The sequence below is a fragment of the Streptomyces sp. NPDC090045 genome (genome assembly GCF_044747975.1).
GTDB lineage: Bacteria > Actinomycetota > Actinomycetes > Streptomycetales > Streptomycetaceae > Streptomyces.
This window is the reverse complement of sequence record NZ_JBIVFA010000003.1, coordinates 140893-167325: the sequence shown is the minus strand read 5'-3', so window position 1 is coordinate 167325 and position 26433 is coordinate 140893. Positions and strand designations below refer to the sequence as shown.

Sequence of the window (26433 nt, the reverse complement as noted above, 5' to 3'; positions counted from 1 at the left end):
CGATCGTGTCCGTACGGCGAGGAAGGAGACCGCTGTGAGCGAGGACGACATCCTCCTCGGCATGGCCCTGGTGGTGGCTCTGGCCGCCGCCTGCCAGATCCTCGCCGGCAAGCTGCGCGTACCCGCGCTGATCCTGCTGCTGCCGGCCGGGTTCGCCGCGGGCGCCCTGACCGACGTCGTGCACCCGGACCAGCTGGTCGGGGAGCCCTTCTCCGCCCTGGTGTCCCTGTCCGTGGCGGTGATCCTCTACGACGCCGGACTCGGCCTCGACCTGCGCAACCTCACCGGACAGACCCGCGGGATCGTGGGCAGGCTGCTCCTCTTCGGCGTGGCCTTCACCTTCCTGGCCGTCTGCGCCGTCGGCCCGGCCCTGTTCGGCATGTCGCTGAGGGTGGCCGCGATGGTGGGCATGATCCTCGTCGTGTCGGGGCCCACGGTCGTGGGGCCCCTGCTCCAGTACGTGCGGCCGACCGACAAGGTGCGGCGCCTGCTGATCTGGGAAGGGACGCTGACCGACCCGATCGGCGCCATCCTCGGAGCGCTCGTCTTCCACGCCATCGACACGACGCACCAGATCGACATCGGCCGCGGCTACCAGATCGGCCAGTTCCTCATCAGCATGGCCGTCGGCCTCGCCGGCGGCGCCGTGGGGGTCGCGCTGCTGTGGCTGACCCTGCGCGTGCTCCGGCTCGGCGAGACGCTCGGCACCCTGGCGCAACTGGCCACGGTGATCGCCGTGTCGGCGGGCTGCGACATCGTCCGCGACGACACCGGCCTCATCGCCGCGATCGTCATCGGCATGGCCGCGGCCAACATCCGGGGCTTCGACATGCCCGCACGCCGGCCCTTCTTCGAGACCCTGGTCCAGCTGATCATCGGGCTGCTGTTCATCTCCATCTCGGCCAGCGTCACCCCGGCCTCGCTGACCCCCGTGCTCCTTCCCACCCTCGCCCTCGTCGCGCTCCTGGTCCTCGTGGTACGGCCGCTCGTGGCCTTCGTCGCCACCATGGGCAAGGACATGACCCTGGGGGAACGGGCGTTCGCGGGCTGGATGGCCCCGCGCGGCATCGTCGCGGCCTCCACCGCCGCGGCCTTCTCCGCGAGCCTCGTCCAGCTGGGACTGCGCGGCGCCTCCAAGATCCTTCCCAGCACCTTCCTCGTGATCGTCTCGACGGTCGTGCTGTACGCCCTGACCGCGGGCCCCGTGGCCCGGCGGCTCGGCGTCGCCCGGCCGAACCTCACCCGGCCCCTGCTCGTGGGCGGGGCCCCGTGGGCGATCGCGCTGGGCAGAGCCCTGCGGTCGGCGGGGCTCGACGTACAGATGTGGGCGGGAATGGGCGAGGAACGCGAACGGATCAAGGACGCCGGAATCAAACTGGCCAGAGGAGACCTGCTGGCGACGGCCACCAACCCCCGGGCACGTCTGGAGGGGGTCAACGCCGTCTTCCTGCTCACCGATGACGACGACTTCAACGCGCTCGCCTCGGTGGTCGTCCAGGACAACGTCGAGGGCCCCGTCTACCGGGTGGGGCCGCCCCACGAGAGCCACGGTGTCGTCGCGCCCTACACGGGCGGCGCCATCCTCTTCGGCGGCTCGCTCGTCAGGCACGTCCTGGCGGAACGCTACGAACAGGGCGCCCGGTTCCTGGTGCAGCCCGCCTCCGACCCGGTCCCGCCGGGACACCAAACGCTGTTCGTGGTCAGCGCCGACGGCCGGCTGGACCCGGTCGACGAAACGCAGGCCGTCACCCCGCGCGAGGGCGACCTCGTCGTACTGCTCGGCCCCGTGCCGCCGGCCTAACGGGCGCCCTGCCCCAGGCGGTTCAGGGTCTCGTCAAGCGTGATGGCCGCGTCGATGAGCGCGAGATGGGTGAAGGCCTGGGGAAAGTTGCCGAGCTGGCGACCCGTCAGGGCGATCTCCTCGGAGTACAGGCCCAGGTGGTTGGCGTACGTCATCATCTTTTCGAGCACGAGCCTGGCCTGATCGGCCCGCCCGGCCCGCGCCAGGGCGTCGACGTACATGAAGGTGCACAGGGAGAAGGTGCCCTCGGAGCCGCGCAGACCGTCGGGCGAAGCCTCGGGGTTGTAGCGGTAGACCAGGCTGTCGGTGACCAGCTCCCGGTCCATCGCGTCCAGGGTGGACGTCCACATCGGGTCGTCGGGGGTGATGAACCCGACCGTCGGCATCCGCAGCAGCGAGGAGTCGAGCACATCGCTGCCGTAGTGCTGGACGAAGGCCCTTCGGCCCGGGTCCCAGCCCTTGGCCAGGATCTGCTCGTAGATGTGATCGCGCTCGGCGGCCCAGCGGCCGCTCTCGGCCGGCCGGCCGTGGGCCACCGCCAGCCGCAGCGCGCGGTCGAACGCGACCCATGACATCACCCGTCCGTAGGTGAAGTGCTTGCGCCCGCCGCGGGTCTCCCACAGCCCCTCGCCGGCCTGGTCCCAGTGGTCCACGAGCCAGTCCAGCAGGGTGCGCAGCGATGTCCAGCCGTGGATGTCCAGGTGGATGCCGTGCTGGTGGGCGAAGGAGATGCTGTCGAGCGCCTCGCCGTAGATGTCCAGCTGCAGCTGGGTCGCCGCGCCGTTGCCGATGCGCACCGGGGCGGACGCCTGGTAGCCCTCCCAGTGGTCCAGGGTCTCCTCGTAGAGGTCGGAGGAGCCGTCCACCCGGTACATGATGTTCAGCGGTCCCGTGTCGGTGTCGCTGCCGGCCTTCTCCTTCACCCGGTCGCCCAGCCAGCCGATGAACGCCCTCGCCTCGTCGGTGAACCCCAGTCCCAGCAGGGCGTACACGGAGAAGGAGGCGTCACGGATCCAGGTGAACCGGTAGTCCCAGTTGCGCTCGCCGCCCAGCTGCTCCGGCAGACCTGCCGTGGGGGCCGCCACCAGGGCTCCGCTGGGTGCGTACGTCATCAGCTTCAGCGTGATGGCGGAGCGCTCGACCATCTCGCGCCACCGGCCCGTGTACCGGGACTGGTGGAGCCACGACCGCCAGTACTGCCGGGTGTCGTCGAAGAGTTCCTGGAACTCGGCGACACGGATCTCGCGCGGCGGCCCCTCCGCGGCCGACTCCATGACCAGGCCCCGCTGTTGTCCGGCCTCCAGCGGGAGCGTGACGCGCAGGTCGTGTTCGCCGGTGACGGTGTGCACCACCCGCTCGTCCTCCGGCTCCCGCACCACACTGAGGGTGAGTTCCAGGTCCTCCGAGGCGAACACCGCCCCGTTCTCGGTGACGCGCAGGGTGTGGGGCTTGCGGCCGTAGTCGAACCGTGGGGCGATGTCGATCCGGAACGTCATGCTGCCGCGGACGCACCGGAGCATGCGGACCAGGCAGTGGCGGTCCGTGGCCGTCGTTCCGGTCACCGGCATGAAGTCGACCACCTCGCCGGCACCGGCCTCGGTCATGAACCGCGTCACGAGGATCGCGGTGTCCGGCAGGTACAACTGCTTCGTGGTGTACGTCTCGTCCGTCGGCCTGACCGTGAAGTGCCCGCCCTTCTCCCAGTCGAGAAGGGCTCCGAACACGCTGGGCGAATCGAAGCGCGGGCAGCAGAACCAGTCGATCGTTCCTTCCGTGGTCACCAGTGCCGCGGTCTGGAGATCACCGATCAGGCCGTGGTTCTCGATCAGCGGGTAGTCAGCCATGGGGGAGCCCCTTTCGACGCCACCCCGTCAGGTTAAGCGCGGAATTCGCGGCGAGCCCGGCGAGCCGGCCGCCCCTGCGTACGCGGGGAATCGCCCTTAGCATGGAAGTCACGAACGGGATGTTTCAGGCTGCATCGCACCGCCAAGTCCGGAGGCTGCCCGTGCTGTCGAACCTTGCGCCGCCTCCGGAATCGACCCGCAGAGGCCTCCGGTACGGACAGCACGGGAGCGGGCGATGATGTCGTGGGCGGCGCGCTTCCGGTTGCGGCAGTACGCCAAGGCGAGCCTGTGGATCATCCCTCTGATCGGGCTGGTCCTGGGGGCGGTGGTGGCCGAATGGGCCGCCGGCGTGGAGGGAGCCGGCTGGCTGCCGGGCACCTGGGAGTACTCGGCGACGACGGCGAGCAGTGTGCTCAGTTCCGTCGTCGGATCCATGGTGGCGCTGCTGGGGTTCGTCGTGACCATCGGCGTGCTCGTCGTCCAGCAGGCAACGGGAACGCTGTCCCCGCGCTACATGCGCCTGTGGTACCGCGACCGGCTGCAGAAGGCCGTGCTGGCCACGTTCACCGGAACGTTCGCGTACGCCTTCTCCCTCCTGCGCAAGATCGAGTCGAACGCCGTCCCCGACCTGGGGGTGACCCTGTCCGGAGTGGCCGTCTCCGTCAGCCTCATGCTCCTGCTGATCTATCTCAACCGGTTCACCCACAACCTCCGGCCCGTGGCCATCGCCGACCTGGTGGGGCGCTTGGGGCAGAAGGTGCTCGTCAGCGCGACGGAACACATCCACCGTTCCTCGGCAGCCGACGAGGCTCCGCTGCCGTCTGCCGGTCCGTCGGCCCTCGTCCGGTCCGAACGGGGCGGAGTCATCCAGGCGTTCGACGCGGCGGGGCTGATCGCCACCGCCGTCCGCCACGACTGCGTCCTCGTCCTGGCCCACCAGGTCGGCGACTACGTACCGCCCGGCACGACCCTCGTCGAGGTCCACGGCTCCGCGAGGGCGCCCGATCCTCGTCGGGTGACCGGGCTCGTCGCCCTCGGAACCGAGCGCACCATCGAGCAGGATCCCGCCTTCGCCCTGCGCATCCTGGTCGACATCGCCATCCGCGCCCTCTCCCCCGCCGTGAACGACCCCACGACCGCCGTGCAGGTGCTCAACCACATCGACACGTTCCTGCACGTGGTCGGCCGGGCCCGGCTCCGCGGCCGGTACGTGCTCGCCGACGGCGAGGGCCGGCCCCGGCTGGTGATGCAGGGCCGCGGCTGGGAGAACTACCTGCAGCTCGGCGTCACGGAAATCCGTGAGTACGGGGCCACCTCCCTCCAGGTGTGCAGGCGGCTGCGGGCGCTGCTGGAGGACCTCCTCGAAACCCTGCCGGCCGAGCGTCTGCCGGCGGTGGGCGCGGAGCTCGCCCTCCTGGAGGCATCAGTCCAGCGGGAGTTCACCGACCCCGCCCGCCGCGCCGGCGCGCAGACGGCCGACCGGCAGGGCATCGGCGGTGGACGGCCGCCCCGGAGCGAATCCTCCTGGTGAGTCGCCCGCTCGTCCTCCAGTCCTCCACTCCTCCGGTCCGTCCGCCCGTCCGCCCGCTCACTCGTTTGGACGCGCAAGGATCGCGGCCGCCCGCTCCGTGCTGTCCGCTGAAGGGTGAACCCCCACGGGCAGGAGAGGACGCGTCATGACGGACGAAGGTGCCACCGCCCCCGGCGGGGAGCCCCCACGCAAGCCCGGCACGGACGCAGAGCGCTCGGAACTCGAGCACCTGCGGACGAGGGTGGCGGCGCTGGAGGCCGACAGGAAGGCCGGGGAGCCCCACCACCGGTGGAAGTCGTTCTTCGCCGCCCTGCTCATCATCATCGGCTGTGTGCTGGCCCCGCTCGCGGCCGTCGCGGCGTGGGCGTCGAGCGAGGTCGGCGACACGGACCGCTACGTATCGACGGTCGCCCCGCTCGCGTCCGACCCGGACATCCAGGCGGCGGCGGCCAACCGGGTCACCAACGCGGTGATGGAACACATCGACCTCCCGGCCCTGCTGGAAGGTGTGGCGCCGTCCGACCGGCCGCTCCTGGAGAAGGCGCTCGGCAAGCTCGGCAACTCGCTCGAGAGCGCCGTCCGCAGCTTCGTCCACGACAAGGCCGAGGACATCATCGCCTCCGACACCTTCGAGCGGATCTGGACCGAGGCCAACCGTCGTATCCACACCGCGGTGGAGAAGGCCCTCACGGGCAGCGGCGGGGGCGCGGTGAAGATCAAGAACGACTCGGTGACCGTCGACCTGGGTCCGGTCGTCGATCAGGTCAAACAGCGCCTCGTCGACGAGGGAATGACGGTGGCCGCGAAGATCCCCGAAGTGCACACCGACTTCACCGTGCTCCAGGCGGACAACATCGGCAAGGTCAAGACCTACTTCCGCCTCCTGCAGATCGCCGGCACCTGGCTTCCGGTGCTCTCGGTGCTGCTGATCGCCGCCGGCGTGCTCCTCTCCCGCCACCGTCGCCGCGTTCTCGTGACGGCCGCACTCGCCTTCGCCTTCGCCACGCTCATGCTGGGCGTCGCTCTGACCGTCTTCCGCGTCGTGTACCTGAACGCGCTGCCGGACACCGTCTCGCAGCCCGCCGCCGGAAGCGTCTACGACGCGATGACGCACTACCTCCGTACGACGGTGCGCATGGCCGTGACACTCGGCGTGGTGATCGCGCTGGCCGCGTGGCTGACCGGCCCGGGCCGCTGGGCCACGCTCGTGCGGCAGGTGTGGCACTCGGGCATCGACGCCGTCCGCTCCACGGCGGACCGCGCGGGCCTGCGCACCGGCCCGGTGGGCCCGTTCGTCCACCGCCACCGCGGCTGGATCACCTGGATCCTGGTCGCCGCGGCCGTGCTGGCCTTCATTCTGTGGAACTACCCGACCGGCTGGGTCATCGTCGGCATCGCGCTCGTGTTCCTGTTCGCGATGGCGCTGGCGGACTTCCTCGCGGAGGACCGTACCGGCGACGCGGCACACCGTGGCGGGACGGCCGGTTGAGTATTAAGGGCGCATCAACTGAGCCTTAAGGCAGCCTGTGGTCCTCTCCTCGCCCCGCTGCTCATGGTGATCGACGCGAGCGCCGCTCGCGTCGATCATCGTGAGCAGCGGGGCTTCCACCTGTGTCTTTGAACATTTCGCCTGAGCGCCGAAGCCACCGCGGCCCGGCCGCGCGGCATGCGAAACCTCCTCACGGCCGGATTTGTAACGGCGCGACAAGGAATGAACTCGCCTGTGACGACGGGCGTATGCAGGACGCGGGGGACAGCGTCCATCGGATTTGAGGAGTGTCAATGTCCCGGAAACGGACTATGAGTTTTGCGAAGAAGCTCGTGCTCTCTGTCACCACGGGAACCCTGGTGACCGGAGGGGTCATCGCCACGGTGGCGACCGGAAACGCCTCCGTTCCCGACGTCGTGTGCCCGGGGTCGACGGTCACGCTGTCGGGCGAGGCGGGTGCCCCGGCCGCGACCAGCGGGACCTTCCCGGTGGGGACGAAGCTGAAGGTGACCAACCTCGACAACGGCCAGGCCACGACGGTCACCGTGAACGGCCCGTCGGGCAGCTGCGTCCTGCTCAACAACTCGGCCTTCGAAAAGGTGCGCGAGCCCGGCAAGAACCTGATCCGACGGGCCCGCATCGAACGCGTGGGCGGCGGCGCGCCGGCCGGTGCGACGGGTCAGCCCGGAGCGAAGGCTCCGTCCGGTGCGACGGGTCCCTCCGCAACGGCCGGCGGGCAGGCGCCGCCGGCCACCGGGGAGGTGGTGTGCCCGGGGTCGACGGTCACGCTGTCGGGCGAGGCCGGCGCCCCGGCCGCGACCAGCGGGACCTTCCCGGTGGGGACGAAGCTGAAGGTGACCAACCTCGACAACGGCCAGGCCACGACGGTCACCGTGAACGGCCCGTCGGGCAGCTGCGTCCTCCTCAACAACTCGGCCTTCGAAAAGGTGCGCGAGCCCGGCAAGAACCTGATCCGACGGGCCCGCATCGAACGCGTGGGCTGAGCGACCAGGGCCGGTTCGGGACCACTGAAGCCATGGCGGGGCACGGGGCACGCCGTCCCCGCCATGGCAGCCTCACCTCCACAACGGCACGTGATCATCGAGCCGTTCGGGCCGGCCGTTGGTCTACCGGCGGAAGTGGTCGCGGTGTTCGTGGAGGAACGCGTCGAGGGTACGGGGCGGCCGGCCGAGGATCCGGGAGACCGTGCCAGTGGGGATCTCGGGCCGGGCGACGGCGAGTTGCTGGATCTCCGTCACGTGGTCGGCGAGCCAGTCGGGCATGTGGGCCCGGTGGATGAGGTGGTCGCGCAGCTCGCCCGGCGTGAGGTTCACGTAGCGGATCCGATGGCCGGTCACCATGCCGAGCCGTCGGGCGAGTTCGGGATGGGAGACGGCTTCCGGGCCGGTGAGGGTGTAGGTGCCGCCGGCGATGTCGGGCCTGGTGAGCGCGGCGGCGGCGACATCGCCGATGTCGCGGCAGTCGACGTAGTTGCAGGGTGCCTCCCCCATCGCGCCGAGGAGGGCGCCCTGGGCGACGGCCGGCGCCAGGCGCAGGAGGTTCTGCATGAACGCGTAGGGGTACAGGATGGTGTGCTTCATCCCGACCCTGCGCAGGTGTTCCTCCACCGCATGGTGTCCGCGGGAGACGGCGACCGGGGAGTCGGGTTCGGCGGCGGGTGCGGAGATCTTGACGATGTGTTCGACGCCGCCGTCGGCGGCGATGTCGATGGCGCGGGTTTCGAGTTCGACCTGTGCGGGGCCGTTGGCCATGGCGAGGAAGAGCTGACGCGCGCCTTCGAAGGCGGTGCGCAGCGAGTGGGGATCCGCGGCGTCGGCGTACCGGACCTCCAGGCCCGGACGGTGGGCGCCTGCGACGCCGGGGATGGGCTGGTGCGGGGTGCGGGTCAGGGCTCGGACGGGTACGCCGCGTGCGAGGAGGCTGTGGAGGAGGGCGTTTCCGGTTGCTCCGGTCGCTCCCATGACGACGATCATCGGGTGTCCTGCTTCCTGGTGGGTTGAGCGGCGGAGGTCCGTGGTGGCGTGGCGGCGTTTCGCCAGCGCAGGGTGACGATGGTGGTGGCGAGGGCCGCGGAGACGGGCAGGTCGATGCGCAGGCGCTCCAGCCGGGCGGTCGCGGGTACGAGGGTGTGGGCGGGCAGCCACTGGGCGGCGAACCAGCCCAGCAGGGCCGCCGCGCCGGTGGCGGCGACGAGGAGTACGCCGGTGACGGCGGCCCTCGGCAGGGCGAGGGTCCACCGCCGGGGCCGCCCGCCGCGCCGCAGCCAGGCGCCCACCAGGAACGCCACCAGGGCGGAGGTGCCGGCGATGGAGGTGCAGGCGGCCACGGCCAGGTCCCGCTGCCCGGTGGCGACTCCAGCGGTGCCGGCCATCAGGGCGGGGGCGGCGTAGGCGGTCAGCACCTCGCGCCACAGGACGAAGGGCCGGGGGGTCCCCCGGCTTCGGCCGGTTCTTTCCTTCATTGCGGGCATGCCGGCCTCTTTCTCGTGCGCATGAGCATGTAATTAGCTGGCTAACTATGTGTGCGTGAAAAAGGCCCTGCCCGGAGGGCGGGGCCGGAACGGCCGAGCGTCGGATCAGTCGGCGGCCAAGGCCGCACTGCCGCGCACCACACGGGCGAGCAGATCGAGGAACACCGTGCGCTCCTCGACGGAGAGTCCGCCCACCATCGCCTCCAGCCGCCCGAAGTGCTCGGGCGCCAGGTCGCGCAGGCGCTGGGCACCACGCGCCGTGAGGATGGCCACCGTGCCCCGGCCGTCCTCCGCGGACGGGCGCCGGGCGATCAGGCCCTCGCGCTCGAGGCCGTCCAGCAGGCCGGTCACCGTGGCCCTGGAGACGTCGAGGTCGGCCGCAAGACGCGAAGGCGACTTCTCCCCGCCGTGGGATTCGAGGTCGGCGAGCAGGCGGTAGCGGCCCGTAGACAGGCCGAACCTGGCGAAGTGCGCCTCGGCCGCCCGCCCCACCCTCGCGCCGGCGGAGATGAGCCGCACCGCGACCAGTACCGCCTGCGGATCGGCCTCCAGGCCGTAGTGCTCGACCTGCCACCGCGCCTGCTCCAGGGTGGGCAGCTCGCTGTCGGCCCCGTTCCTCGTCATGCCAGTAATATGGCAGCTAACCACCTTGCCGGCAAGGGGCCGCGCTGTCTCACCGCTCGGAACTTCCTGCCTAGCGCAGCGTTCTCAGGCCCGCCACGAGCACCTTGAGGCCGAATTCGAAGTGGGCGGCGAAATCCGAACCGGTCAGCGTCGGCAGAGTGGCCGTGAGGTGCGGGTAGTCTCCCGCCGTCACCGCATCGCGCAAACGCTCCGGGTCCGCCGGGCCGGGGCCGTCGGGATGCAGCGCGGCCTGTTCCTCCAGGGTGTGCCCGACCGTGAAGTTCACGACGGCCATGAGTGCCCGCACCGCGGCGGGTCCGTCGAATCCGGCATCCCGCAGGGTGCCGATCCCGGCATCGGCGAAGCCGAGGGTGTTCGGCCCCGTGGAGTGGGTGCCGGCGAAGACCCGCGCGCCGTCGCGGTGGGCGAGCAGTGCCAGCCGCAGGGACCTTGCGAGGTCCGGGAGGCGTGCGCTCCAGTCCGCTCCGGCACCGGCCCGCGCCGGCGCGCACGCGTCCGCCGTCATGCGCTCCGCCATCGCGGTCAGCAGGTCTTCCTTGGTCGCGAAGTACCGGTAGAGCGCCCCGGCCTGAACCCCCATCGCATCGGCCAGTCGCCGCATGGTCAGCGCGTCGAGACCGCCCTCGCCGAGCAGCACGAGGGCGGTCTCGATCGTCCGGGCCCGGTCGAGACGCGGCGGCCGGCCGCGTCCGGTGCGGGCGGACGTGCCCGGGCCTGTTGCCGGGGATCCGGTGGGGGTGGGCGGAGTGCTCATGCCGCCCACTGTAGTGAACGACGTTCACGCACTCGTGCGGGGCCGGTCGACCCCGGCCCAGGCGGCGAGTGCCCGGATTCGCCGGGACCGGCGCTGTTGCGGGTCGGTGCTGCGGCCCGCCCAGGCGATGTGACCGTCGGGCCGTATCAACACCTCGGTGACGCCGGCCAGTTCGGGGTGGCCGCCCTGGGAGGTCACGGCGACGGCGTGGACGCGCTCCGCCCATGCGGCCGGGACGGTGGCGGGCTCGGCGTCGGACGGCATGAGGTCCAGGAGGACGAAGCGGCCGTCGTGGAGGAGCTCGTAGACGCGCGTGGCGGGCGAACCGTCGGCCGTCAGCGCGATGTCCGGCATGCGCCGGCCGGCCAGGGCATCGATGTCGGGACCGGTGTCCGGACCGGCGGGCGCCGGGTAGGCCGTGTGGAGGGCGGAGACGCGGCCGGCGAGAAGGCGGTTGACGTCCCGCACGGCCAGGAGTTCGTCGAGGAGTGCGCGCAGGGCGCGGGCGGGGCCCGCGTACGGCTCGACCAGGGGCAGTTCGGCCAGCAGGGTCTGGATCTCGGTGTTCTCGGTGACGGCCCGGCCGACGGGCCGGCGCTCGGCGTCGTAGGTGTCGAGCAGTCCGGGTGGCGCCCAGCCTTGGACGGCGGCGGCCAGTTTCCACCCCAGGTTCACGGCGTCCTGGAGTCCGGCGTTGAGGCCCTGTCCGCCGGCGGGGAAGTGGACGTGGGCGGCGTCGCCGGCCAGCAGGACCCGGCCCGAGCGGTAACGCGCGGCGAGCCGGGTGGCGTTGCCGAAGCGGGACATCCAGCGAGGCCCGCCGATGCCGCAGTCGGAACCGCAGAGCCCGGTCAGTGAGGCCCGGAATTCCTCCAGGGTCACGGGCTCGCGGGACGGGACCCGCATCCGGGCCGGATCGATGAGGACCAGGCGGGTGACCCCGTCCTCGAGCGGGGCGACGAGCACTCCGTGCGCTTGGGCCCGGCGCAGGGCCGGATCGTCGGTGTCGACGGTTGCGAAGTCGCCGAGGATTCCGGTCACGGTCTCGTCGGTGCCGGGGAACTCGATTCCGGCCGCCGTACGGACGGTACTGCGCGCGCCGTCGCACCCGACGACGTACGCCGCCGTCATCGTGGCCTCGCCGCCCGGGCCGCGCACGTCGACCTCGACGCCGGTGGCGTCCTGGCGTACGCCGGCGACCGTGTGCCCGCGCAGGATGTCGACCCCCAGCTCACGGGCCCGCTCCTCCAGCAGGGCCTCCGTGCGCGCCTGGGCCAGGAACAGCGTGTAGGGGTGCCGGCTGTCGAGCGCGCTGAAGTCCAGCCGGGTGTTCAGGCCGGCGAAGTGCCAGCCGGGCACCGGCCTGCCGAGGGCGAGGAACCGCGGCGCGATCCCGCGCAGATCGAGCAGCTCGATGCTGCGCGGATGCAGGGTCAGGGCCCGCGAATCGGGCTGCGCACGGTCGCGGCGCTCCACGATGCGGGTGGCGACGCCGGCGAGAGCCAGCTCGCAGGCGAGCATCAGGCCGGTCGGTCCGGCCCCGACGACGATCACGTCAGTGGTCATGGGGGTGTCCTCTCGGGAATCCCACATTTAGTGAACGATGTTCACGTGAACAGCGTTCACTATAGGTGGCCGAGCGCGCGCCGCGTCAACTCCGGCCCGGAGTCCGCGGCAACGCCCCCTCCAGCGCCTCCCGCAGCCCTTCCGGCGAGGTGAACACGTGGCCCTGGAGGCCCAGTCGGCATGCGGCCTGCACGTTCTCGGCCCGGTCGTCGACGAACAGGATCTCCTCGGGCGGCAGTCCGAGCTCGCGGATGCACCACTCGTAGGCGGCGGGGTCGGGCTTGGCGCTGCCGATCCGGCAGGACAGCCCGCGGACCGCGAACCTCTCCAGCCACGGCTGGGTCGTCTCGTACAGGACGGCCAGGTCCTCGGGAATGTTGGACAGGAGGCCGAGCACGATCCCCCGGTCGGCGAGGAGGCCGAGCAGGTCCACGGCGCGCTGGTCGATCTCGCTCCAGCCGGCGAGGTCGGCGGCGGTCAGCGCGTCGGTCAGCCGCCGGTTGCACGGGATGCCCAAGTGCGCGCAGACCGCTCGCCAGTAGCCGGACCCCCTGACCTCGCCACGGTCATAGGGGGGCCGCTGCGCCCAGTACGCCGACCAGAAGCGGTCGGGGTCGCCGCCGGCCGTGCGTTCCAGGACGGCCATGGACTCGGGCGACTGGACACGCGCGATGACACCGAACAGGTCGAAGAGGACGGCTTTCATCCTTCGGTTCCTCACCTTCTACGGGTTCAGGGTGTGGGGACGGAGTCCGTACGCGCGGGCTCGCGCGGGCCGGGCACGCCGCCGGGGTCGGGGGCGTTGCGGCGCAGCCACAGGCTCAGCACTCCGCAGATGACGGCGAGCAGGAACAGCAGCAGCGGCACCGCCCGCACCTCCACCGCGCCGATGACGGCGCCCAGCAGGGGCGGGAACGCCACCCCGCCGATCATCGAGGCGGCGATCACATAGGCGCCGGCGCCGGCCACGCCGGGCACGGCACGGTTCAGCCAGGGCAGACAGGTCGGGAAGATCGGCGCGATCATCAGGCCGACGCCGAAGTACGCGTACGGGGCGAGGGCCGGGACCGCCGCCAGGAGGAGGAAGCCGGCCATGCCGGCGCAGCAGACGAGGAGGATCGACGGCGCGGACCAGCGCAGGCTGATCGGCACGGCGACGAACCGGCCGATGGTCATGGCGGCCCAGTAGGCGGAGGTCGCGGTCGCGGCGGTGGCGGCTCCGTACCCGACGGCTTCGAGGTGGGTGGGCTCCCAGCCGCCGACGCCGGTCTCGACGGCGACGTGCAGGACATAGATCCCGATGAACACCCCGATGATCGGAAGCACCCGGGTTCCGCCCGGGAGGCCGTCCCCCGCGGGGGCGGGGACGGGCTCCCGGGCGGCCACCCCGCCGAGGGTGACGAGGATCAGCAGGCTGATCACGCCGGTGCCGACGAAGATCTCCGGGTAGCAGTCCGCCCCGAGCCAGCCGATCAGGGCGGGGCCGGCGATCGCGCCGATGCCGAAGTGCCCGTTGAGCAGGTTGAGCATGGCGGTGCTGCGGTGGCCGAACCCGATGGCGAAGAGCCGGTTGAGGCCGTAGTCGATGCCGCCGAAACCCAGGCCGATGACGAACGTGCCGGCGAGGGCGAGGGCCCAGCTCGGGGAGAAGGCGAAGACGGCCGCACCGGCGGCCATGAGCACGTAGGAGCCGCCGAGCAGCACCCGGTTGTTCAGGCGGCCCCGCAGGAGGTGGTAGATCAGCACGCCGAGGAGGGCGCCGACGAAGTGCGCGCTGAGGCTCAGCCCGGCCACGGCCGGACTGATGCCGTACTCGTCCCGCAGGGCCGGGATCGCCGGACCGTAGAGCGCCTGGAGGGCGCCGATCACCGCGAAGGCCAGGCACGAGGCCACGATCGCGACGGTGGTGAGAAGCGGCTTCCCCCCTTCCGGCAGATCGGCCTCACGGGTGGTGGTCACGGCTCTCCTCATCGGTCACGGCCGAATGAACACGATCGGCGTTCACCGCAGCCAGAAGTGCACACTGCTTCGAACAAACTACACACACTTGATGTTCATTTCAACAGAATGAATGTGCGGAACGCTCGTCAGGCTCCCCGCTGCCCCATCTGTGCTAAAAGCAGACACATGAACGTGATGGAGAGGCACAAGTTCGTCGTGGGACTGCTGATGCAGCAGAACCGCGCAACGGTGGCCGAGCTGGCCCGGGCCACCGGGGCGTCCGAGATGACCATCCGCCGGGACCTGGAAGTACTGGAGTCCCGGGGAGCACTGCGCCGGGTGCGCGGTGGTGCCGTGAGCAGCCTGCCCGGCGGCGTCGAGCCCCCCTACGCGATCCGGGCCATGTCCGGAACACCGGCCAAGGAACGGCTCGCGCGCGCCGTCGTCGCCCTGCTCACCGACGGCGAGACCGTCGCGCTGGACACGGGCACGACGGCCGTCGCCGTCGCGAAGGCCATGTCGGACCGTCAGTTCACCGTCGCACCCCTCTCACTGCACGCGGCCTTCGCCCTGTCCGCGAACCCCGGCATCCACCTGGTGATGCCCGGCGGGCAGGTGCGGCCCGAGGAGCTGTCCTTCTACGGCCACGCACCCGTGCAGACCTTCAAGGACCTGTGCTTCGACACGTTCGTCCTGGGCTGCTGCGGGGTCGACCCCGTCCAGGGCGCCACCGCCTACAACCTCGAAGACGTGCAGGTGAAGCGGGCAGCGGTGGCTTCGGCCCAGCGCGTGATCCTCGTCGCGACCGCCGACAAGATCGGCCGTGCGGCCCTGGGCCGCATCTGCTCCATGGAGGAGATCGCCCTCGTCGTCACGGACGCCCCGGCGGACTCCCCCGCGGTCGAAGCCCTCCGCGACCAGGGCGTCGAGGTGGTCCATCCGGCGGAGGACTGAACTCGGCGGCCGAGCCGGTGAAGGAAGCCTTCCGGTACGGCGCGCATCCGGCGGGCGGCTCACCGCCGAGTGGCGAAAGGGCTCCGCGGGGCCGTGGTCCGGCGCTAGCCTGGACGTGCCGGACGCTCGAAGCGGGGGGGTTGCCGATGGCGGGCCGCGGGATGGGAGCACAGGGCGGCAGGCAGCGCCGACTGTGTCTGATCGTGGACGTGGAGAAGTACAGCGGGCGCAGCCATGTGGCCCAGATGCGGGTGCAGGACGGGGTCGCCCACGCGCTGGACTACGCCTGCGAGCGGGGCGGAGTGCGCCGGCAGGGGTGCGAGCGGCAGGACCGCGGCGACGGTCAACTGCTCCTGCTGCCCGCCGGGGTGGACGAGGCGAAGGCCGTGCCCGGTCTGGTGCAGGGGCTGCGGGACATGCTGCCCGTGCTCAACGCCCGGGCGGCGGCCGACGAGCAGATCCGGCTGCGCGCCGCGCTCGCGCAGGGGTCGGTGCAGCGGGCGCCGCTGGGCTTCGTCGCCTGGTCGGTGGAGCTGGCGTCACGGCTGCTGGACTCCGCGGAACTGCGTACGGCGCTCGCGGAGTCGGCGGGCAGTGACATGGCGCTGATCGTGTCGGCCGACCTGTACGCGGACACCTTCGCGACCGGTGCGGGCGGTCTGACCGGCTCGGCGTTCCGTCCGGTGCGGGTGGACATTCCGGAGAAGCGGTTCTCCTCCGACGCGTGGATCAGTGTGCTGCCCCGGGGCCGTACGGCTCCGCTCGGGGTGGCGGTTCCCCCGCCGGGCACGCTTCCGGCGCGGCGCGGCCGGGGCGTACGGGCGGGCGGCGCCGCCCTCGGCGTGTCCGGAACGTACATCCTGGTCAGGGCACAGCACCAGGGTGACCCCGAGGGGCACTCCACGGACCAGCACGGACATGACGGCCATGACGGCCATGACGGCCCGCACGACCAGCAGGACCTCCACGAGGAGCACGTCCACCGGATCGGCGAGGAGTTGGCGGACATGGGCCATGACGGCCACGAGGGTGAGCAGACCTGGGACGAGGGCCACCTCACCGAGAGCGAGGTGATCGAGTCTGCCGACGGGACGGGCTACACCTCGGTCTCGGACTACGTGCACGGCGAGAACGGCCACGAGCCCGACCCGCATTCCGTGGCGGACTGGGACGACGACCACGGTCATGACCGGTGGTGAGGATCGGGGATCAGGGGGGCGGCGGCCCTGAAGTAGAGCTCCTCGCACAGCTCGCGGGCCGTACGGGCGTGGCGCTGCAGGACCCGTGACGGTCCCGATTCCAGCTGTCGCCACCGGACCGCCTCCTCGGCTGCCGTACGGGCCGTGAGCGCGGATGCCGCTGCCGGCGTACCGGGGGCCGGTTCCGGCAGGCCGAGGCAGGCGGCCGTCGTGGTGCTGGTGGCCAGACGGAGCAGTGCCTCGGTGTCCGGCCCGGACAGACGGAGCCGTCCGGCGGCCAAGTCCGCCAGCGCCGGGACCAGTTCGGTCTGGCGCAGCAACGGGTGGCGGCGCAGGGCGGCGACGCCGGCCCGCAGGTCGTCGAGGGCCCGGCGGGCCGACGGGTCCGGGGCGTCGCCGCCGAGCGCGGTGCGCGCGGCCTCATCGAGCAGGCCGAGGGCGGCGGCGGCCCGCAACCGGTCGGCGGCCGCCACGAAGCGGTGCCGGATCTCGTCCACGAGCGCGTCGATGCCCGAGGCCGCCCGCAGCGCCGCCAGCAGGGGCCGGGCGCCGGTACCGGGCAGTGTGGGTACGGCCTCCACGGCGGCGCTGATGCCGTAGCAGCCCAGCAGGTCCAGCACCCGGGACCGGCCGGTCGCGTCGAGGGGGCCGTCCGGCCAGCGCAGGAACTCCTGCGGCGAGTACAGGGCCCGGCCCAGGTCCTCGCGCGGCGCGGTCGCGAGCCGCGCCAGCAGGGCGGCGTCGGCCTCGGTGAACTCCTCGCCCAGCGCCGTCTGCGCCAGCAGTCCCGCCACGGGCACGACCGCGGACACGAGGCCGGTCAGCCGGGCGGTGTAGGTGGCGGCGACGCGGCGGGCGCGGGGCCAGGGATCGCCCGTGCCGTCGCCGAGTTCGTCGATGCGGCTGAGGACGCCGACGACGTTGAGGGCCGTCATCCGGTCGTGGGCCTGGCGGCGCAACGCCTCCAGCGCCTCCGCGTCCCCGGCGCCGGGGTGCGGCATGACGTACAGCAGTGCGTCGGCGGCGGCGAGCGCGCGCAGCGCGATGCCGTCGAGTCCGCTGAGGGTGTCCATGCCGGGGGTGTCCACCAGTGTCCACGGACGGTGCGGGTCCTGGCCTCCGGCGGTCTCGACGACGATCTCCTCGATCTCCTCGCGCGTCGAGCCGAGCAGGGTCACGTCACGGGGGATGCCGCCGCCGGGGCGGCCGGGCACGTGGTAGCGGCGGCCGTCGGTGCGGCGTACCTCCAGGCGGTTCTGCACGCCGCCGCGGAACCAGGCGACCAGCGTGGTGCATTCGGTGGCCCCGGTGGCGGCCAGGCGGCGGCCGAGCAGGGCGTTGACGAGCGTCGACTTCCCCGCGTTCATCCGGCCGCCGACGGCGATGCGCAGACCGGGTTCGGCCAGGCGCAGCCGTACGGCGGCCAGCACGGCGGCGACCGGCCCGCCGGGCGGCAGACACGGGGCCGCGGCCCGGCACAACGCGTCGACACGCCCGCACAGCTCGCCCGCGGGCGCCCCGGGACGGGCCGTCACGCAACCACCCGCCCGAAAACGACCTGCAGCGCAAGTGCCCCGGATACGGCCGCGATCCACGCCTCGCCGGGCGGCAGGTACGGGACTGCGGCCCGGCGCGGCGCGACCGCGAACACCGCGGCCGGGCCGCCGGGGCGGCCCGTCACGGGACCACCGGCCCGGAGGCCGCGGGCGCGGCGGGCGGTACGGATGCGGCCGACGTCGACGCCAGGAGGGTGGCGGTGGGCGGGCCCGGCGGCGAAGCGCCCGCGCACCTCACCCCCCGGTCCCGCCACGACGGGACCAGGGGCGGTCGCGGCCCGGGCCTCGGGGGGCGCGCCCCGGGCTGCGGGGCCGGTCGTCATGCGGTCTCCGGCTTCGGCTCCGGGACGGCTTCGGCGGCCGCGCCGGCTGCCGGGTGGCCGATGGCGGAGGCCAGTTCACGGCCCCGGGTGATCAGCTCGCCCAGGGCGGCCGAGCGGCGCCGGGCGCGGTCGCGTTCCTTGGCGAGCTGTTCCCGGCCGGCCGCGAGGTTGCGCTGGAGTTCTTCCAGTTCGCCTTCCAGGAGGGCGCGCTGGGCGGAGACCTGGTCGGTGATGCGGGCCGTGATGCGTTCGCTGACGTCGTCGACGGTGCGGGTGATCTCCGGGGGGATCTCGGTGGTCAGTTCGGCCACCATGCGGTGGGCGTACCGCATCGCGTCGCCGCGTACCCGGCCGAGGTCGGTACGGCGCTTGCGGCGGTTGGAGAGCAGCGCGATCATGCCGAACCCGGCGGCGAGCGGCAGCAGGACGCCGCCGGTGGCCAGCGCCGTCACGGTGGCCGCGAGACCGCCCGCGCCCCAGGCGGGCATGACCCGCTCGACGAGGGCGAGGGCGCCGCTGTTGTCGTGGCCGGTGCTGACCAGGGTGGGGAGCGCGTCCAGCCGTTCGGGGCGGGCGAGGGCGAGTTCGGCGACGGCCGGACCGGCGTCCAGCCGGCACTGGTGCTCCATGAGGGCGACGAGCCGGGCGACGCCCTCCCGGGTGGCGTTGTCCAGGTCCATCCAGATGGCCTCGACGCCGGCCTCCAGGTCCCGGGGCAGTTCGGCGGCGAGGTCGGGGCCCGAGGACGCGGCGATCTTCTCCTCGGCGAGCTGGCGCAGGTCGTTGACGTTGCGCTGGAAGCCGACGCGGAGCCTGCGTTCGAGCTCCCGGGCCGCCTGCCGGAGGTTGCCGCGCCAGGCGGCGTCGGAGCGCTGGAGGGCGCGCAGGGCGTCCCGGTGGCCGCGTACCTCGTCCTGGAGGGTGGGGTCCTGGGCGAGGGAGCGCAGCCGGCGTTCCTGTACGGCGGCGAGCGGGGCGAGCACGGAGAGCGTGACGTGGAGGGCGTTGGCGAGCCGAAGTCCGGCGGCCTCCTCGGCGATCCGGCCGGACAGCGCCTCGGTGAGCGGGCCGAAGCCGCTGGCCTCCATGCGGCGCGCGGCGGTCTCCCGGTCACCGGCGGCGACCGCGGCGTCCGCGTCCTCCTTGGCCCGGCTGCTGACGGGGAACCAGGGAGCGGCGGCGTAGCGGGGGGCGTGTTCGGCGAGGAGTGCGCGGTTGCGTTCCAGTACGGCGGGCCACTCGCGGTACTTGTCGGTCTGGGTCAGGACGAAGACCACCTCGGCGATGCGTTCGGTGGCCTGTTCCAGGAAGCGGAGTTCGGAGGCGGTCAGTTCGCTGGAACCGTTGACGACGAAGACCAGCGCGTCGGCCTGGGAGAGGGTCGCCATGGTGATCCGGGCGTGGCCGGCGACGAGCCCGCCGACGCCGGGGGTGTCCACGAGGGTCAGCCCGGAGGCGAGCAGGGGTGCGGGGACCCCGACTTCGACGTGGTGGACGTCGTCACGGCGGGCGGTCTGGGTGACGGGGTCGACGGCGGCGTACTCGGCGATGTCGGCCGGATCGACGGTGAGCGGGGCGGAGCCGCCGGTCAGGTACGCGACGGCGGTGGGCCGGTCGGCGTGCCGGACGACGAGGTGCACGCCGGTGGCGACGTCGACCTCCACGGGCAGCAGGTCCCGGTACCCGATCAGGGCGTTGATCAGCGAGCTCTTGCCGCGCTTCTTCTCGCCGACGACGACGAGGGAGGCGGCGCCGGACCGGATGCGGGCCGCCTCGGCGCGGACGGCGGCGGCCGGCTCCGGGGAGACGGGCGCGCCGTCGGGGGCCGAGCCGCGGGGGCCGTCCGCGGCGTCGGAGCGGGCGGCGCGGTCGAGGAGGACGGCGGCGTCCCCGACGAGGCGCAGCACCTCCGCGGCACGGGGGTGGGCGTGGCGGATGTCGGTCATGCGGACCCTCCTGGGTGGGAGCGGCGTGGGTCGCCGGGGCCGGAATCGTGGTCGGGGTCGGCTTCGGCTGTGGCGGCGGGCGGGGTGCCACCGCCGTGCCCGGACCGCCCGTCGGTCCCGACCGGCGCGGCGGTACCGGCGTCGCGGCCTGCCGGGCCGGCGGTGCCGCCGGCGTCCGTGCCGCCAGCCTCGGAGGCGGCCCCGGGGCGGGCGACCCCGCCCGGGGCTGAGGCCGTACGGGAGCCGGCGGCGGCGTCCTCTGTGCCGGCTTCGCGGCTGCCGGTACCGCCGGCACCCGGGCCGCCGGGGCCGGAAGGCGTGCCGGTGCGGGCGTTGCGGCCTGCCGGGCCGCCGGTGGCTCCGGCGTCCGAGCTCTCGGCCGCGGAGGCGGCCCCGGGGCGGGCGACCCCGCCGGGGCCGGAGGCCGCGGCGTCGGCGGCGGCGGGAGGGCGGAACGCGTCGAAGTAGCCCTCGAACGAGGCCTGTTCGGCGTCCACCTCCTGGGTGCGGCCGAGGAGTCCCGGGGCGGGCGACTCCGGCTCGTACGCCGCGCCGCCCGTCAGGTACGACTCGGTGTCCGCGGGACGACGGGAGCTACGATGCTGCGGCGCGGGCCGCGGGCGCGGGGCCGGCGGCCGCTCGCCGGAGCGGCCCGCATCCCACACGGACCGCCACTTCTCCGTCACCTCGGTCACCAGCTCGGTCGCCTCTTCCCAGAGGCTCTTCCTCGCCTTCCCCCGGGTTCGGCGCTCCGTCTCCCGCACCGACTCCTGCACCGGCTTCGGGGCCTCCTTCGGGGCCTCCTTCGGGGCCGGCTTCGGGGCCGGCTTCGGGGCCGCAGCCGGGGCCGGAGGGGCCGTGCGCGGCGTACGGCGGTACTCGGTGACGTCCGCGCAGCAGGCGTGCGTCAGACCCGGCTCGCGGGCGTCGCGCGACCGCTGCCAGCCGGTGGTCAGGACACAGACCGCCATCGGCCCGGCGGCGAGCGCGGCGTCCCACAGGCCGGGTGCCTGGGCCGCCGGCAGCAGGTGGACTTCCGCGGGGTGGGCCGTCGGCCAGTGCCGCGCCGCGGCGGGGTCGGCCGGCCGGCCGCGCCCCTCCCAGGGGGCCGCCGCCGGGGTGCTGACGAGCGTCACCGCGTCCGCTTCCAGGGCTACGTCCCAGACCGGGGCGGCCCAGGCCCGGTAGGTGTCGCCCGCCCAGACCGGGAAGGAGGCCTCCAGTTCGCCGAGGCCCGGCAGGTCGTGCGCGGCCGCCCGGTCCGGGTGGTGCCAGCCGACGAACCCGTACAGCGGCCTGCCGTGCTCGTCGTGCGCCATCTCGGGGCCCAGCAGCGGCACCTGGCAGGCGACGCCGACCAGGACGCCCTGCTCGCCCCGGTACAGGACGAAGCGGGGCGCGTCGTCGAGCCGCGTACCGCCGGCCACCAGGGCGAGGACCGTGCGTCCGAGCGGTCCCCCGGGCGTCGCCCCGCCGGGCAGCGCCCGCCACCAGCGGTCGATCCGGTACGTACGGCCGTAGACGACGGCCGACCAGCCGGCGCCCGGCCGCGGTCCGGGGCCGCCGTGGCCTCCGGTGTGTTCGGTGGGCATCGCCGTCAGCCGATCTGGAGCTTGCCGGAGCGGTAGATGGGCATGTACCGCAACTCCTCGACCAGTTGTTCGGCCCGGCCGCGGGCGGCGGTGACCCGTGCCTGTGCCTCGCCGTGCAGTTCGCGGCGCTCGGCGAACTCGGCGTCCTTCCGGTTGATCTCGCCCTTCCTGAAGAGGCTCTTGACCCAGCCGCCGCTGCGCAGCCCGGCCAGTTCCTGCTCCTGTTCGCCGAGTTGCCGCTCGATGGAGCGCACGAGCTCCTCGCCGTGGCGGACGATGCCCTCGTCGAGGTAGTGCAACAGGGCGAAGATCATGGGGTGGTGCAGGTTCTGCGGGTTGACGAGCGCCGGGTCCACGGTGACGGGCGAGGCGCCGCCGAAGCTGCCGAGCTGCACGGGGCAGAGCATGGCCGTGACGCCTTCGGAGTCGATGACCTTCACCAGATGGGAGAGGTTGCGCGCGGTCTTCTCCAGGGCCTCGTGGGCGGGCAGTCCGGAGATCGTCCCCAGCAGGTCGGCCTTGGTGACCAGCACGACGATCGAGGGCGAGGGCTCACCCCGCTGCCGCCGCTGGTCGCAGACGTTGGAGATGGCCCGGGAGAAGCGGGCGATCTTCATGGGGTCGGCGGCGGGGTTGAGGTGGGCCGGGGTGTCGTCGGCGACCCAGCGGCCCACGTGCTGCCCGTCCAGGACGAGGAAGATGCTGTCGGAGCGCTCCAGGCGTGCGGTGAGGGTGGCGATGTCGGCGGGGGCGCCGTCGCCGCCGCGCTCGGTGGCCGCCCCGCCGCGGAAGTCCTGGCAGTCGAAGTCGACCAGCGAGGTCACGCCGTGCCGCAGGACGAACTCGTAGTCGGTCGGGTCCTCGTTGCTCGGCGACGGCAGTCTGCCGTCCGCGCAGAGCTTCTCCCAGGCCTCGGCGAGGTCGAGGTCGGTGTCCGGGTCGGTGGCGTACATGAAGTAGCCGCGCAGGCCCATCGAGAGCGTGGCGTACATGCCGTGCAGGTAGGTGGTCTTGCCGGAGCCGGTGGCGCCCAGCATGGTCATGGTGATCCGGTGGTCGCTCATGCGTGGAGTTCTCCCGTTTCGGTGGCGCGGGACGGACACGGGTTCGAAGGCAACGGGCTCGGGAGCACATGGACTCAGGAGCACGGGACTCAAAAGCACGGGACTCAGAAGCACGGGGCTCAGAAGCAGGGGACGCCCTCCAGCAGGCCGGCGAGGCGTTCGGCCGGTTCGAAGAGGGGTTCCAGGCGCTCGTACTCGGTCTGGGCGGCGCGCTCGTGGCGGGCGCTGATCTCGGCCCACGAGTCCTCCTCCTTCCACCAGCTGGAGATCCGGTCCCAGGCGGTGTCGTTGGCGGCGGCGCGCCGGGCGGAGGCGAGGGAGTCCTCGATGGAGGAGTGCAGGGCCAGCCCCCGGCCGACGATCCCGTAGTGCAGGCTCCACAGCACCGGAACGGCCACGTTGACCGGTTCGGGGCCGCAGGCCACCAGTGCCACGGCGCCGCGCAGGTGCTGGGTCCGGGCCACTCCGGCGATCAGGGCGTCGAAGGGCTCCACGAGCCGGTCCAGCAGTCCCGGCCGGTCCAGGTCGAGCAGGTCGCTCTTGGTGAACGCGAGGACGAGCGGGGTGAGCTGGTCGCCGCGGGCCTCCAGCGCCCGCTGGACCAGGACGGTCATCCGGCGCGTGTAGCGGTGGGACCCGCTGTCGGTCAGGAGCCGGTGGGCGTCGACGAACACGACGATCCCCTGGGCCTCGACGAGGTCCTGCTGGAGCTGCCCGGCCTGCGGACTGTCGGCCTGGCGCTCCGTCAGGGCACCGCCGCGGTAGTCGCGCCAGCGGAAGGGCAGCACGTCGCGGCCCTGGTACTGCAGGACGAACTCGAAGACCTGGCGCCTGCTGCTCATGCCGGGGTAGCGGCCGCGCAGCACGGACTCGGCGGCGGCGGTCAGCGCGCCGTGGACGTGCACGTCGTCGGTGCGCAGGCTGAAGCCCTGGATGCCGTCGCGCATCGCGGCGTACATGAGTGAGACGTAAGTGGTCTTGCCTGCCGCGCTGTGGCCCAGCATGACGATGTCCATCGGGCTCCCTCGGCGTGGTGGGGAATGCGGTGTCGGGGACGTGGGTGTCGGGGATGCGGGTGCCGGCGCTGCTTGCGGGGTCAGGGCTGCGGGGTGAAGCGGAAGCCCAGGTCGCCGTCCGGGTTCAGGTAGCGCCGGACGCGCCCGCGCGCGGCCGCCGTGCCGTCCGCGTCCGGCGGCTGTTCCGCCTGCGCCGCTCCGGGCGGCCGCGTCGGCGGCAGCACGGCCAGGGCGCCGAGGACGACGGCGGACTTGGGGTCGGCGGTGAGCAGCGGCAGCCGTCCGGTCCGCTCGGCGATCAGGTCGGACACCCGGGGGGTGCGGCTGGCTCCGCCGGTCAGGACGATCTCGTGCACGTCCGCTGCGTCGAGCCCGGCGTCCGCGATGGTGGCCGCCAACAGCTCGTAGCTGCGGGTGAGCAGGGGTTCGGCTGCGGCGCTGTACTCGTGCGCGCGGATCAGGAAGGGCTGCGGGTAGCCGGGCACGGCGAGGTCCACCGAGCCGGTCTGCGAGAGGGCTTCGCGCGCCGCCGTCAGCTCCCGCCCGAGCGCGGCCCGCTGGGCGGCGGCGGGCGGCCCGGGGTCCTCCCAGAGGGCGTGCCAGGGATCGGGGTCGCGGTCGGCGGCCCGTTCGGCGAGGAGCTCGCGCAGGCACTCGTCGAGGTCCTCGCCCCCGAGGTAGGGGTCACCGCCGATGGCAACGGTGTCGAAACCCCGGGCGGTGCGGCGCAGCACCGCGGTGTCGAAGGTGCCGCCGCCGAGGTCGTAGACGGCGACGGCGCCGCCCTCGGGCACCGCGTGGACCTGGCCGTGGTGCAGCGCCGCCGCGACCGGTTCGGGCAGGAATCCGGGGTCGGCGATGCCCGCGCGGGCGGCGGCGTCGGCGAGCCTGCCGCGTTCGGCCGTTCCCCAGCGGGCGGGGTGGGTGAGGACGGTACGGGCGGGCGGGCGGCCGTCGTGGGCGGCCCGGGCCTCGGTGTAGACGCGGCGCAGGACCGCGGCGGCCAGTTCCGCGGCGGGCACGGGCCGGCCTCCGAGCAGTACCGCCGACTGCCGGGCCAGGGCCCGCTTGGGCGCCCGTTCGGCCTGGTCGGGGTGGTGCGCCGCGCGCTGCTGCGCCGCCCGGCCGGTGAGGAGAGCGCCGCTGTCGTCCAGGCAGACCAGGGCCGGCAGGCAGCGGCTGTTCTCGATTTCCAGGGAGCGGGGTCCGACGGCACCCACGGCGGCCTCGTCCCCGAACGTGGCCGCCGTGGTGAAACAGGTGCCGAAGTCGACGGCGAGCGACCACTCCCGCTCCCCTCGCCCCGCGCGGGCGGTGCCCCTGCCGTTGGCCACAGCTCCCCCTGGGTGACGTCGTCCCGCTCCCTGGCCCGGCACTCCCCGCGCCGGGAGCCCCATCGTGGCCGAGGGGCGCCGTCGAAAACCGGTCAGGTGAGGGAATGCGGGCGCCCGCCCGGGTCGCGGTGATCCGGCCGGGCCGGAAGCCCGTCGCCGTCACAACTTGACTGGTGAGTAGGTTGGTTGGGGCGGATCGCGGCCTGTGGTGCGGATGGGGAATGTCTCGCTCCACCGGCCCGTTACGTTGACTGATCCGGTCTGTCCATCTCGTCCCCGGACAACTTCCTTGTGCGTTAAGTTCCTCGCACTGGCACCGCCCCGTGCACGAGCGGGCGTGAAAGCCGAGGGGGGCTCCCATGCGCACGCACACCCAGTCCAGCTCCAGGAACCACACGACGGCAGTGAGCCGTTGGCCCCGGGGCACGCTCATGGCCAATCTGGCCGCCGACGACCGTGAGACGCTGATCGGCCTCGGCCGGGACGTCGCGTACGGCGTCGGGGAGGCCCTCATACGGGAAGGAGGCCCCGAGACCACGGCCCTGCTGATCACCTCGGGCTGCGTGAAGGTCTTCGGCGGCGCCGAGGACGGGGCCACCGTGCTGCTGGCCCTGCGCGTGCAGGGCGAACTCGTCGGCGAGATCTCCGCGCTGGACGGCCAGCCGCGGTCGGCCACGGTGGTCGCGGTCCGGCCCACCGTCACCCGGGTCCTGACCGCCGCCGCCTTCCGCTCCTTCTTACGGGAGAGTCCGACCGCGGCGGAAGTCGTACAGCGGTCGGTGGCGGGCAAGCTGCGCGGGGCGACGCGCCACCGCATCGACTCCAGCAGCGGTACGGCCGCGGTCCGCCTCGCCCGCACCCTGGACAACCTCGTACGCAGCTACGCGCGCGCCGTCCCGGAGGGACTGCGGATCGACGTACCGCTGAGCCACGCGGACCTCGCGGCCCTCGCCGGGATCTCCGACGCCAGCGTGCAGCGCGCCCTGCGCAGCCTGCGCGCCGCCGGCGCCGTGGCCACCAAGTACCGGGGGGTCATCGTCCGCGAGCCCGGCATCCTGCGGGCCATCGCGGGGCAGAGCGGCTGGCCGGCCACCGAGGAGAACCTGCTCCCGGGGGTTCCCACCCCGCGCGGCCCCCGGCCGCCCCGGCCCAAGCGGCCGCCGCTGGAGCCGCGCCCGCCACGCGCCGAACCGGCCACCGGCCCCTACAGCGCACCCCTGACCGCACACGGCCCGGCGCCCGCTCCGGCGCCGCCGCCGGACGAGGACGGCCCGCTGTCCGAAACGGGCTGAGCCCCTCTCCCCCGTCCGCACCGGGCCCGCGGCGGACCCTTGACGGGCCCGTGGCGGGCCGCACCGACCGGTGCCGTGTCCGAAAATGCGTCACC

Annotated in this window: 21 protein-coding genes and 1 pseudogene; 7 read left to right on the top strand and 15 right to left on the bottom strand. The window is 73.1% G+C overall.

All coding sequences use genetic code 11. The features are described 5' to 3' along the window. Positions 1-34: 34 nt before the first annotated feature. Complete coding sequence (locus ACIPYQ_RS09715; RefSeq protein WP_401248102.1) at positions 35-1801, top strand: cation:proton antiporter; 1767 nt, start codon at positions 35-37, stop codon at positions 1799-1801. Here the strand turns inward: ACIPYQ_RS09715 and ACIPYQ_RS09710 are convergent. Next, positions 1798-3645 carry a glycoside hydrolase family 15 protein gene (locus tag ACIPYQ_RS09710; RefSeq protein WP_401248099.1) on the bottom strand — a complete coding sequence of 616 codons (1848 nt, stop codon included), beginning with the start codon at positions 3643-3645 and terminating at the stop codon, positions 1798-1800. The two genes, ACIPYQ_RS09715 and ACIPYQ_RS09710, sit on opposite strands and share 4 nt — an antisense overlap. Before the next feature lie 235 nt (positions 3646-3880). On the opposite strand from ACIPYQ_RS09710, the gene ACIPYQ_RS09705 reads away from it, so the two are divergent. The 3 genes and pseudogenes from ACIPYQ_RS09705 to ACIPYQ_RS09695 form a co-directional block, all read left to right on the top strand. After that, positions 3881-5176 carry a DUF2254 domain-containing protein gene (locus ACIPYQ_RS09705; RefSeq protein ID WP_401248096.1) on the top strand — a complete coding sequence of 432 codons (1296 nt, stop codon included), beginning with the start codon at positions 3881-3883 and terminating at the stop codon, positions 5174-5176. A 145-nt stretch (positions 5177-5321) separates the two neighbouring features. Next, a complete protein-coding gene (locus ACIPYQ_RS09700; RefSeq protein WP_401248093.1) occupies positions 5322-6665 on the top strand; it encodes a hypothetical protein in 1344 nt (447 codons plus the stop codon). Positions 6666-7081: 416 nt separating this feature from the next. Beyond that, positions 7082-7318 (top strand): annotated as a pseudogene (locus tag ACIPYQ_RS09695) (hypothetical protein); the annotation flags it as partial. A 474-nt stretch (positions 7319-7792) separates the two neighbouring features. Here the strand turns inward: ACIPYQ_RS09695 and ACIPYQ_RS09690 are convergent. The 7 genes from ACIPYQ_RS09690 to ACIPYQ_RS09660 form a co-directional block, all read right to left on the bottom strand. Further along, a complete protein-coding gene (locus ACIPYQ_RS09690) occupies positions 7793-8647 on the bottom strand; it encodes an NmrA family NAD(P)-binding protein (RefSeq protein WP_401248090.1) in 855 nt (284 codons plus the stop codon). 8 nt (positions 8648-8655) lie between these two features. Continuing rightward, the gene (locus ACIPYQ_RS09685) at positions 8656-9156 is read right to left on the bottom strand and encodes a hypothetical protein (RefSeq protein ID WP_362243177.1); all 501 of its coding nucleotides are present in this window, start codon (positions 9154-9156) and stop codon (positions 8656-8658) included. A gap of 105 nt (positions 9157-9261) precedes the next feature. Next, positions 9262-9780: a MarR family winged helix-turn-helix transcriptional regulator gene (locus ACIPYQ_RS09680; RefSeq protein ID WP_401248086.1), complete on the bottom strand. Its 519-nt coding sequence runs from the start codon at positions 9778-9780 to the stop codon at positions 9262-9264. Positions 9781-9850: 70 nt separating this feature from the next. Beyond that, positions 9851-10555: a TetR/AcrR family transcriptional regulator gene (locus ACIPYQ_RS09675; protein ID WP_401248083.1), complete on the bottom strand. Its 705-nt coding sequence runs from the start codon at positions 10553-10555 to the stop codon at positions 9851-9853. 24 nt (positions 10556-10579) lie between these two features. After that, positions 10580-12121 carry a monooxygenase gene (locus ACIPYQ_RS09670; protein ID WP_401248080.1) on the bottom strand — a complete coding sequence of 514 codons (1542 nt, stop codon included), beginning with the start codon at positions 12119-12121 and terminating at the stop codon, positions 10580-10582. 85 nt (positions 12122-12206) lie between these two features. Continuing rightward, positions 12207-12827: an HAD family hydrolase gene (locus ACIPYQ_RS09665; protein ID WP_401248077.1), complete on the bottom strand. Its 621-nt coding sequence runs from the start codon at positions 12825-12827 to the stop codon at positions 12207-12209. Between the two features lie 26 nt (positions 12828-12853). After that, positions 12854-14080: an MFS transporter gene (locus ACIPYQ_RS09660; protein ID WP_401248075.1), complete on the bottom strand. Its 1227-nt coding sequence runs from the start codon at positions 14078-14080 to the stop codon at positions 12854-12856. A gap of 168 nt (positions 14081-14248) precedes the next feature. Between ACIPYQ_RS09660 and ACIPYQ_RS09655 the strand changes: the two genes are divergently transcribed. Beyond that, the gene (locus tag ACIPYQ_RS09655; protein ID WP_401248072.1) at positions 14249-15016 is read left to right on the top strand and encodes a DeoR/GlpR family DNA-binding transcription regulator; all 768 of its coding nucleotides are present in this window, start codon (positions 14249-14251) and stop codon (positions 15014-15016) included. A gap of 161 nt (positions 15017-15177) precedes the next feature. Next, the gene (locus ACIPYQ_RS09650; protein WP_401248069.1) at positions 15178-16215 is read left to right on the top strand and encodes a hypothetical protein; all 1038 of its coding nucleotides are present in this window, start codon (positions 15178-15180) and stop codon (positions 16213-16215) included. On the opposite strand, the gene ACIPYQ_RS09645 is transcribed toward ACIPYQ_RS09650, so the two are convergent. The 7 genes from ACIPYQ_RS09645 to ACIPYQ_RS09615 all read right to left on the bottom strand — a co-directional run bounded on the left by ACIPYQ_RS09645 (position 16200) and on the right by ACIPYQ_RS09615 (position 25046). After that, a complete protein-coding gene (locus ACIPYQ_RS09645; RefSeq protein ID WP_401248066.1) occupies positions 16200-17750 on the bottom strand; it encodes a GTPase in 1551 nt (516 codons plus the stop codon). The genes ACIPYQ_RS09650 and ACIPYQ_RS09645 overlap by 16 nt on opposite strands. Next, entirely contained in the window at positions 17747-18094 is a 348-nt protein-coding gene (locus ACIPYQ_RS09640) for a hypothetical protein (protein WP_401248063.1), read from the bottom strand. Before ACIPYQ_RS09640 ends, ACIPYQ_RS09645 begins: the two co-directional genes overlap by 4 nt. Then, the gene (locus ACIPYQ_RS09635; protein WP_401248060.1) at positions 18091-20040 is read right to left on the bottom strand and encodes a dynamin family protein; all 1950 of its coding nucleotides are present in this window, start codon (positions 20038-20040) and stop codon (positions 18091-18093) included. Before ACIPYQ_RS09635 ends, ACIPYQ_RS09640 begins: the two co-directional genes overlap by 4 nt. Then, positions 20037-21632: a hypothetical protein gene (locus ACIPYQ_RS09630; RefSeq protein ID WP_401248058.1), complete on the bottom strand. Its 1596-nt coding sequence runs from the start codon at positions 21630-21632 to the stop codon at positions 20037-20039. Before ACIPYQ_RS09630 ends, ACIPYQ_RS09635 begins: the two co-directional genes overlap by 4 nt. 5 nt (positions 21633-21637) lie before the next feature. After that, positions 21638-22696: a hypothetical protein gene (locus tag ACIPYQ_RS09625; protein ID WP_401248055.1), complete on the bottom strand. Its 1059-nt coding sequence runs from the start codon at positions 22694-22696 to the stop codon at positions 21638-21640. A gap of 119 nt (positions 22697-22815) precedes the next feature. Beyond that, positions 22816-23712: a hypothetical protein gene (locus ACIPYQ_RS09620; protein ID WP_361759527.1), complete on the bottom strand. Its 897-nt coding sequence runs from the start codon at positions 23710-23712 to the stop codon at positions 22816-22818. An 80-nt stretch (positions 23713-23792) separates the two neighbouring features. Continuing rightward, positions 23793-25046 carry an Hsp70 family protein gene (locus ACIPYQ_RS09615; protein WP_401248052.1) on the bottom strand — a complete coding sequence of 418 codons (1254 nt, stop codon included), beginning with the start codon at positions 25044-25046 and terminating at the stop codon, positions 23793-23795. A 359-nt stretch (positions 25047-25405) separates the two neighbouring features. Here ACIPYQ_RS09615 and ACIPYQ_RS09610 point away from each other — a divergent pair, with 359 nt between their 5' ends. Further along, positions 25406-26338 carry a Crp/Fnr family transcriptional regulator gene (locus ACIPYQ_RS09610; protein WP_401248049.1) on the top strand — a complete coding sequence of 311 codons (933 nt, stop codon included), beginning with the start codon at positions 25406-25408 and terminating at the stop codon, positions 26336-26338. Positions 26339-26433: the final 95 nt, after the last annotated feature.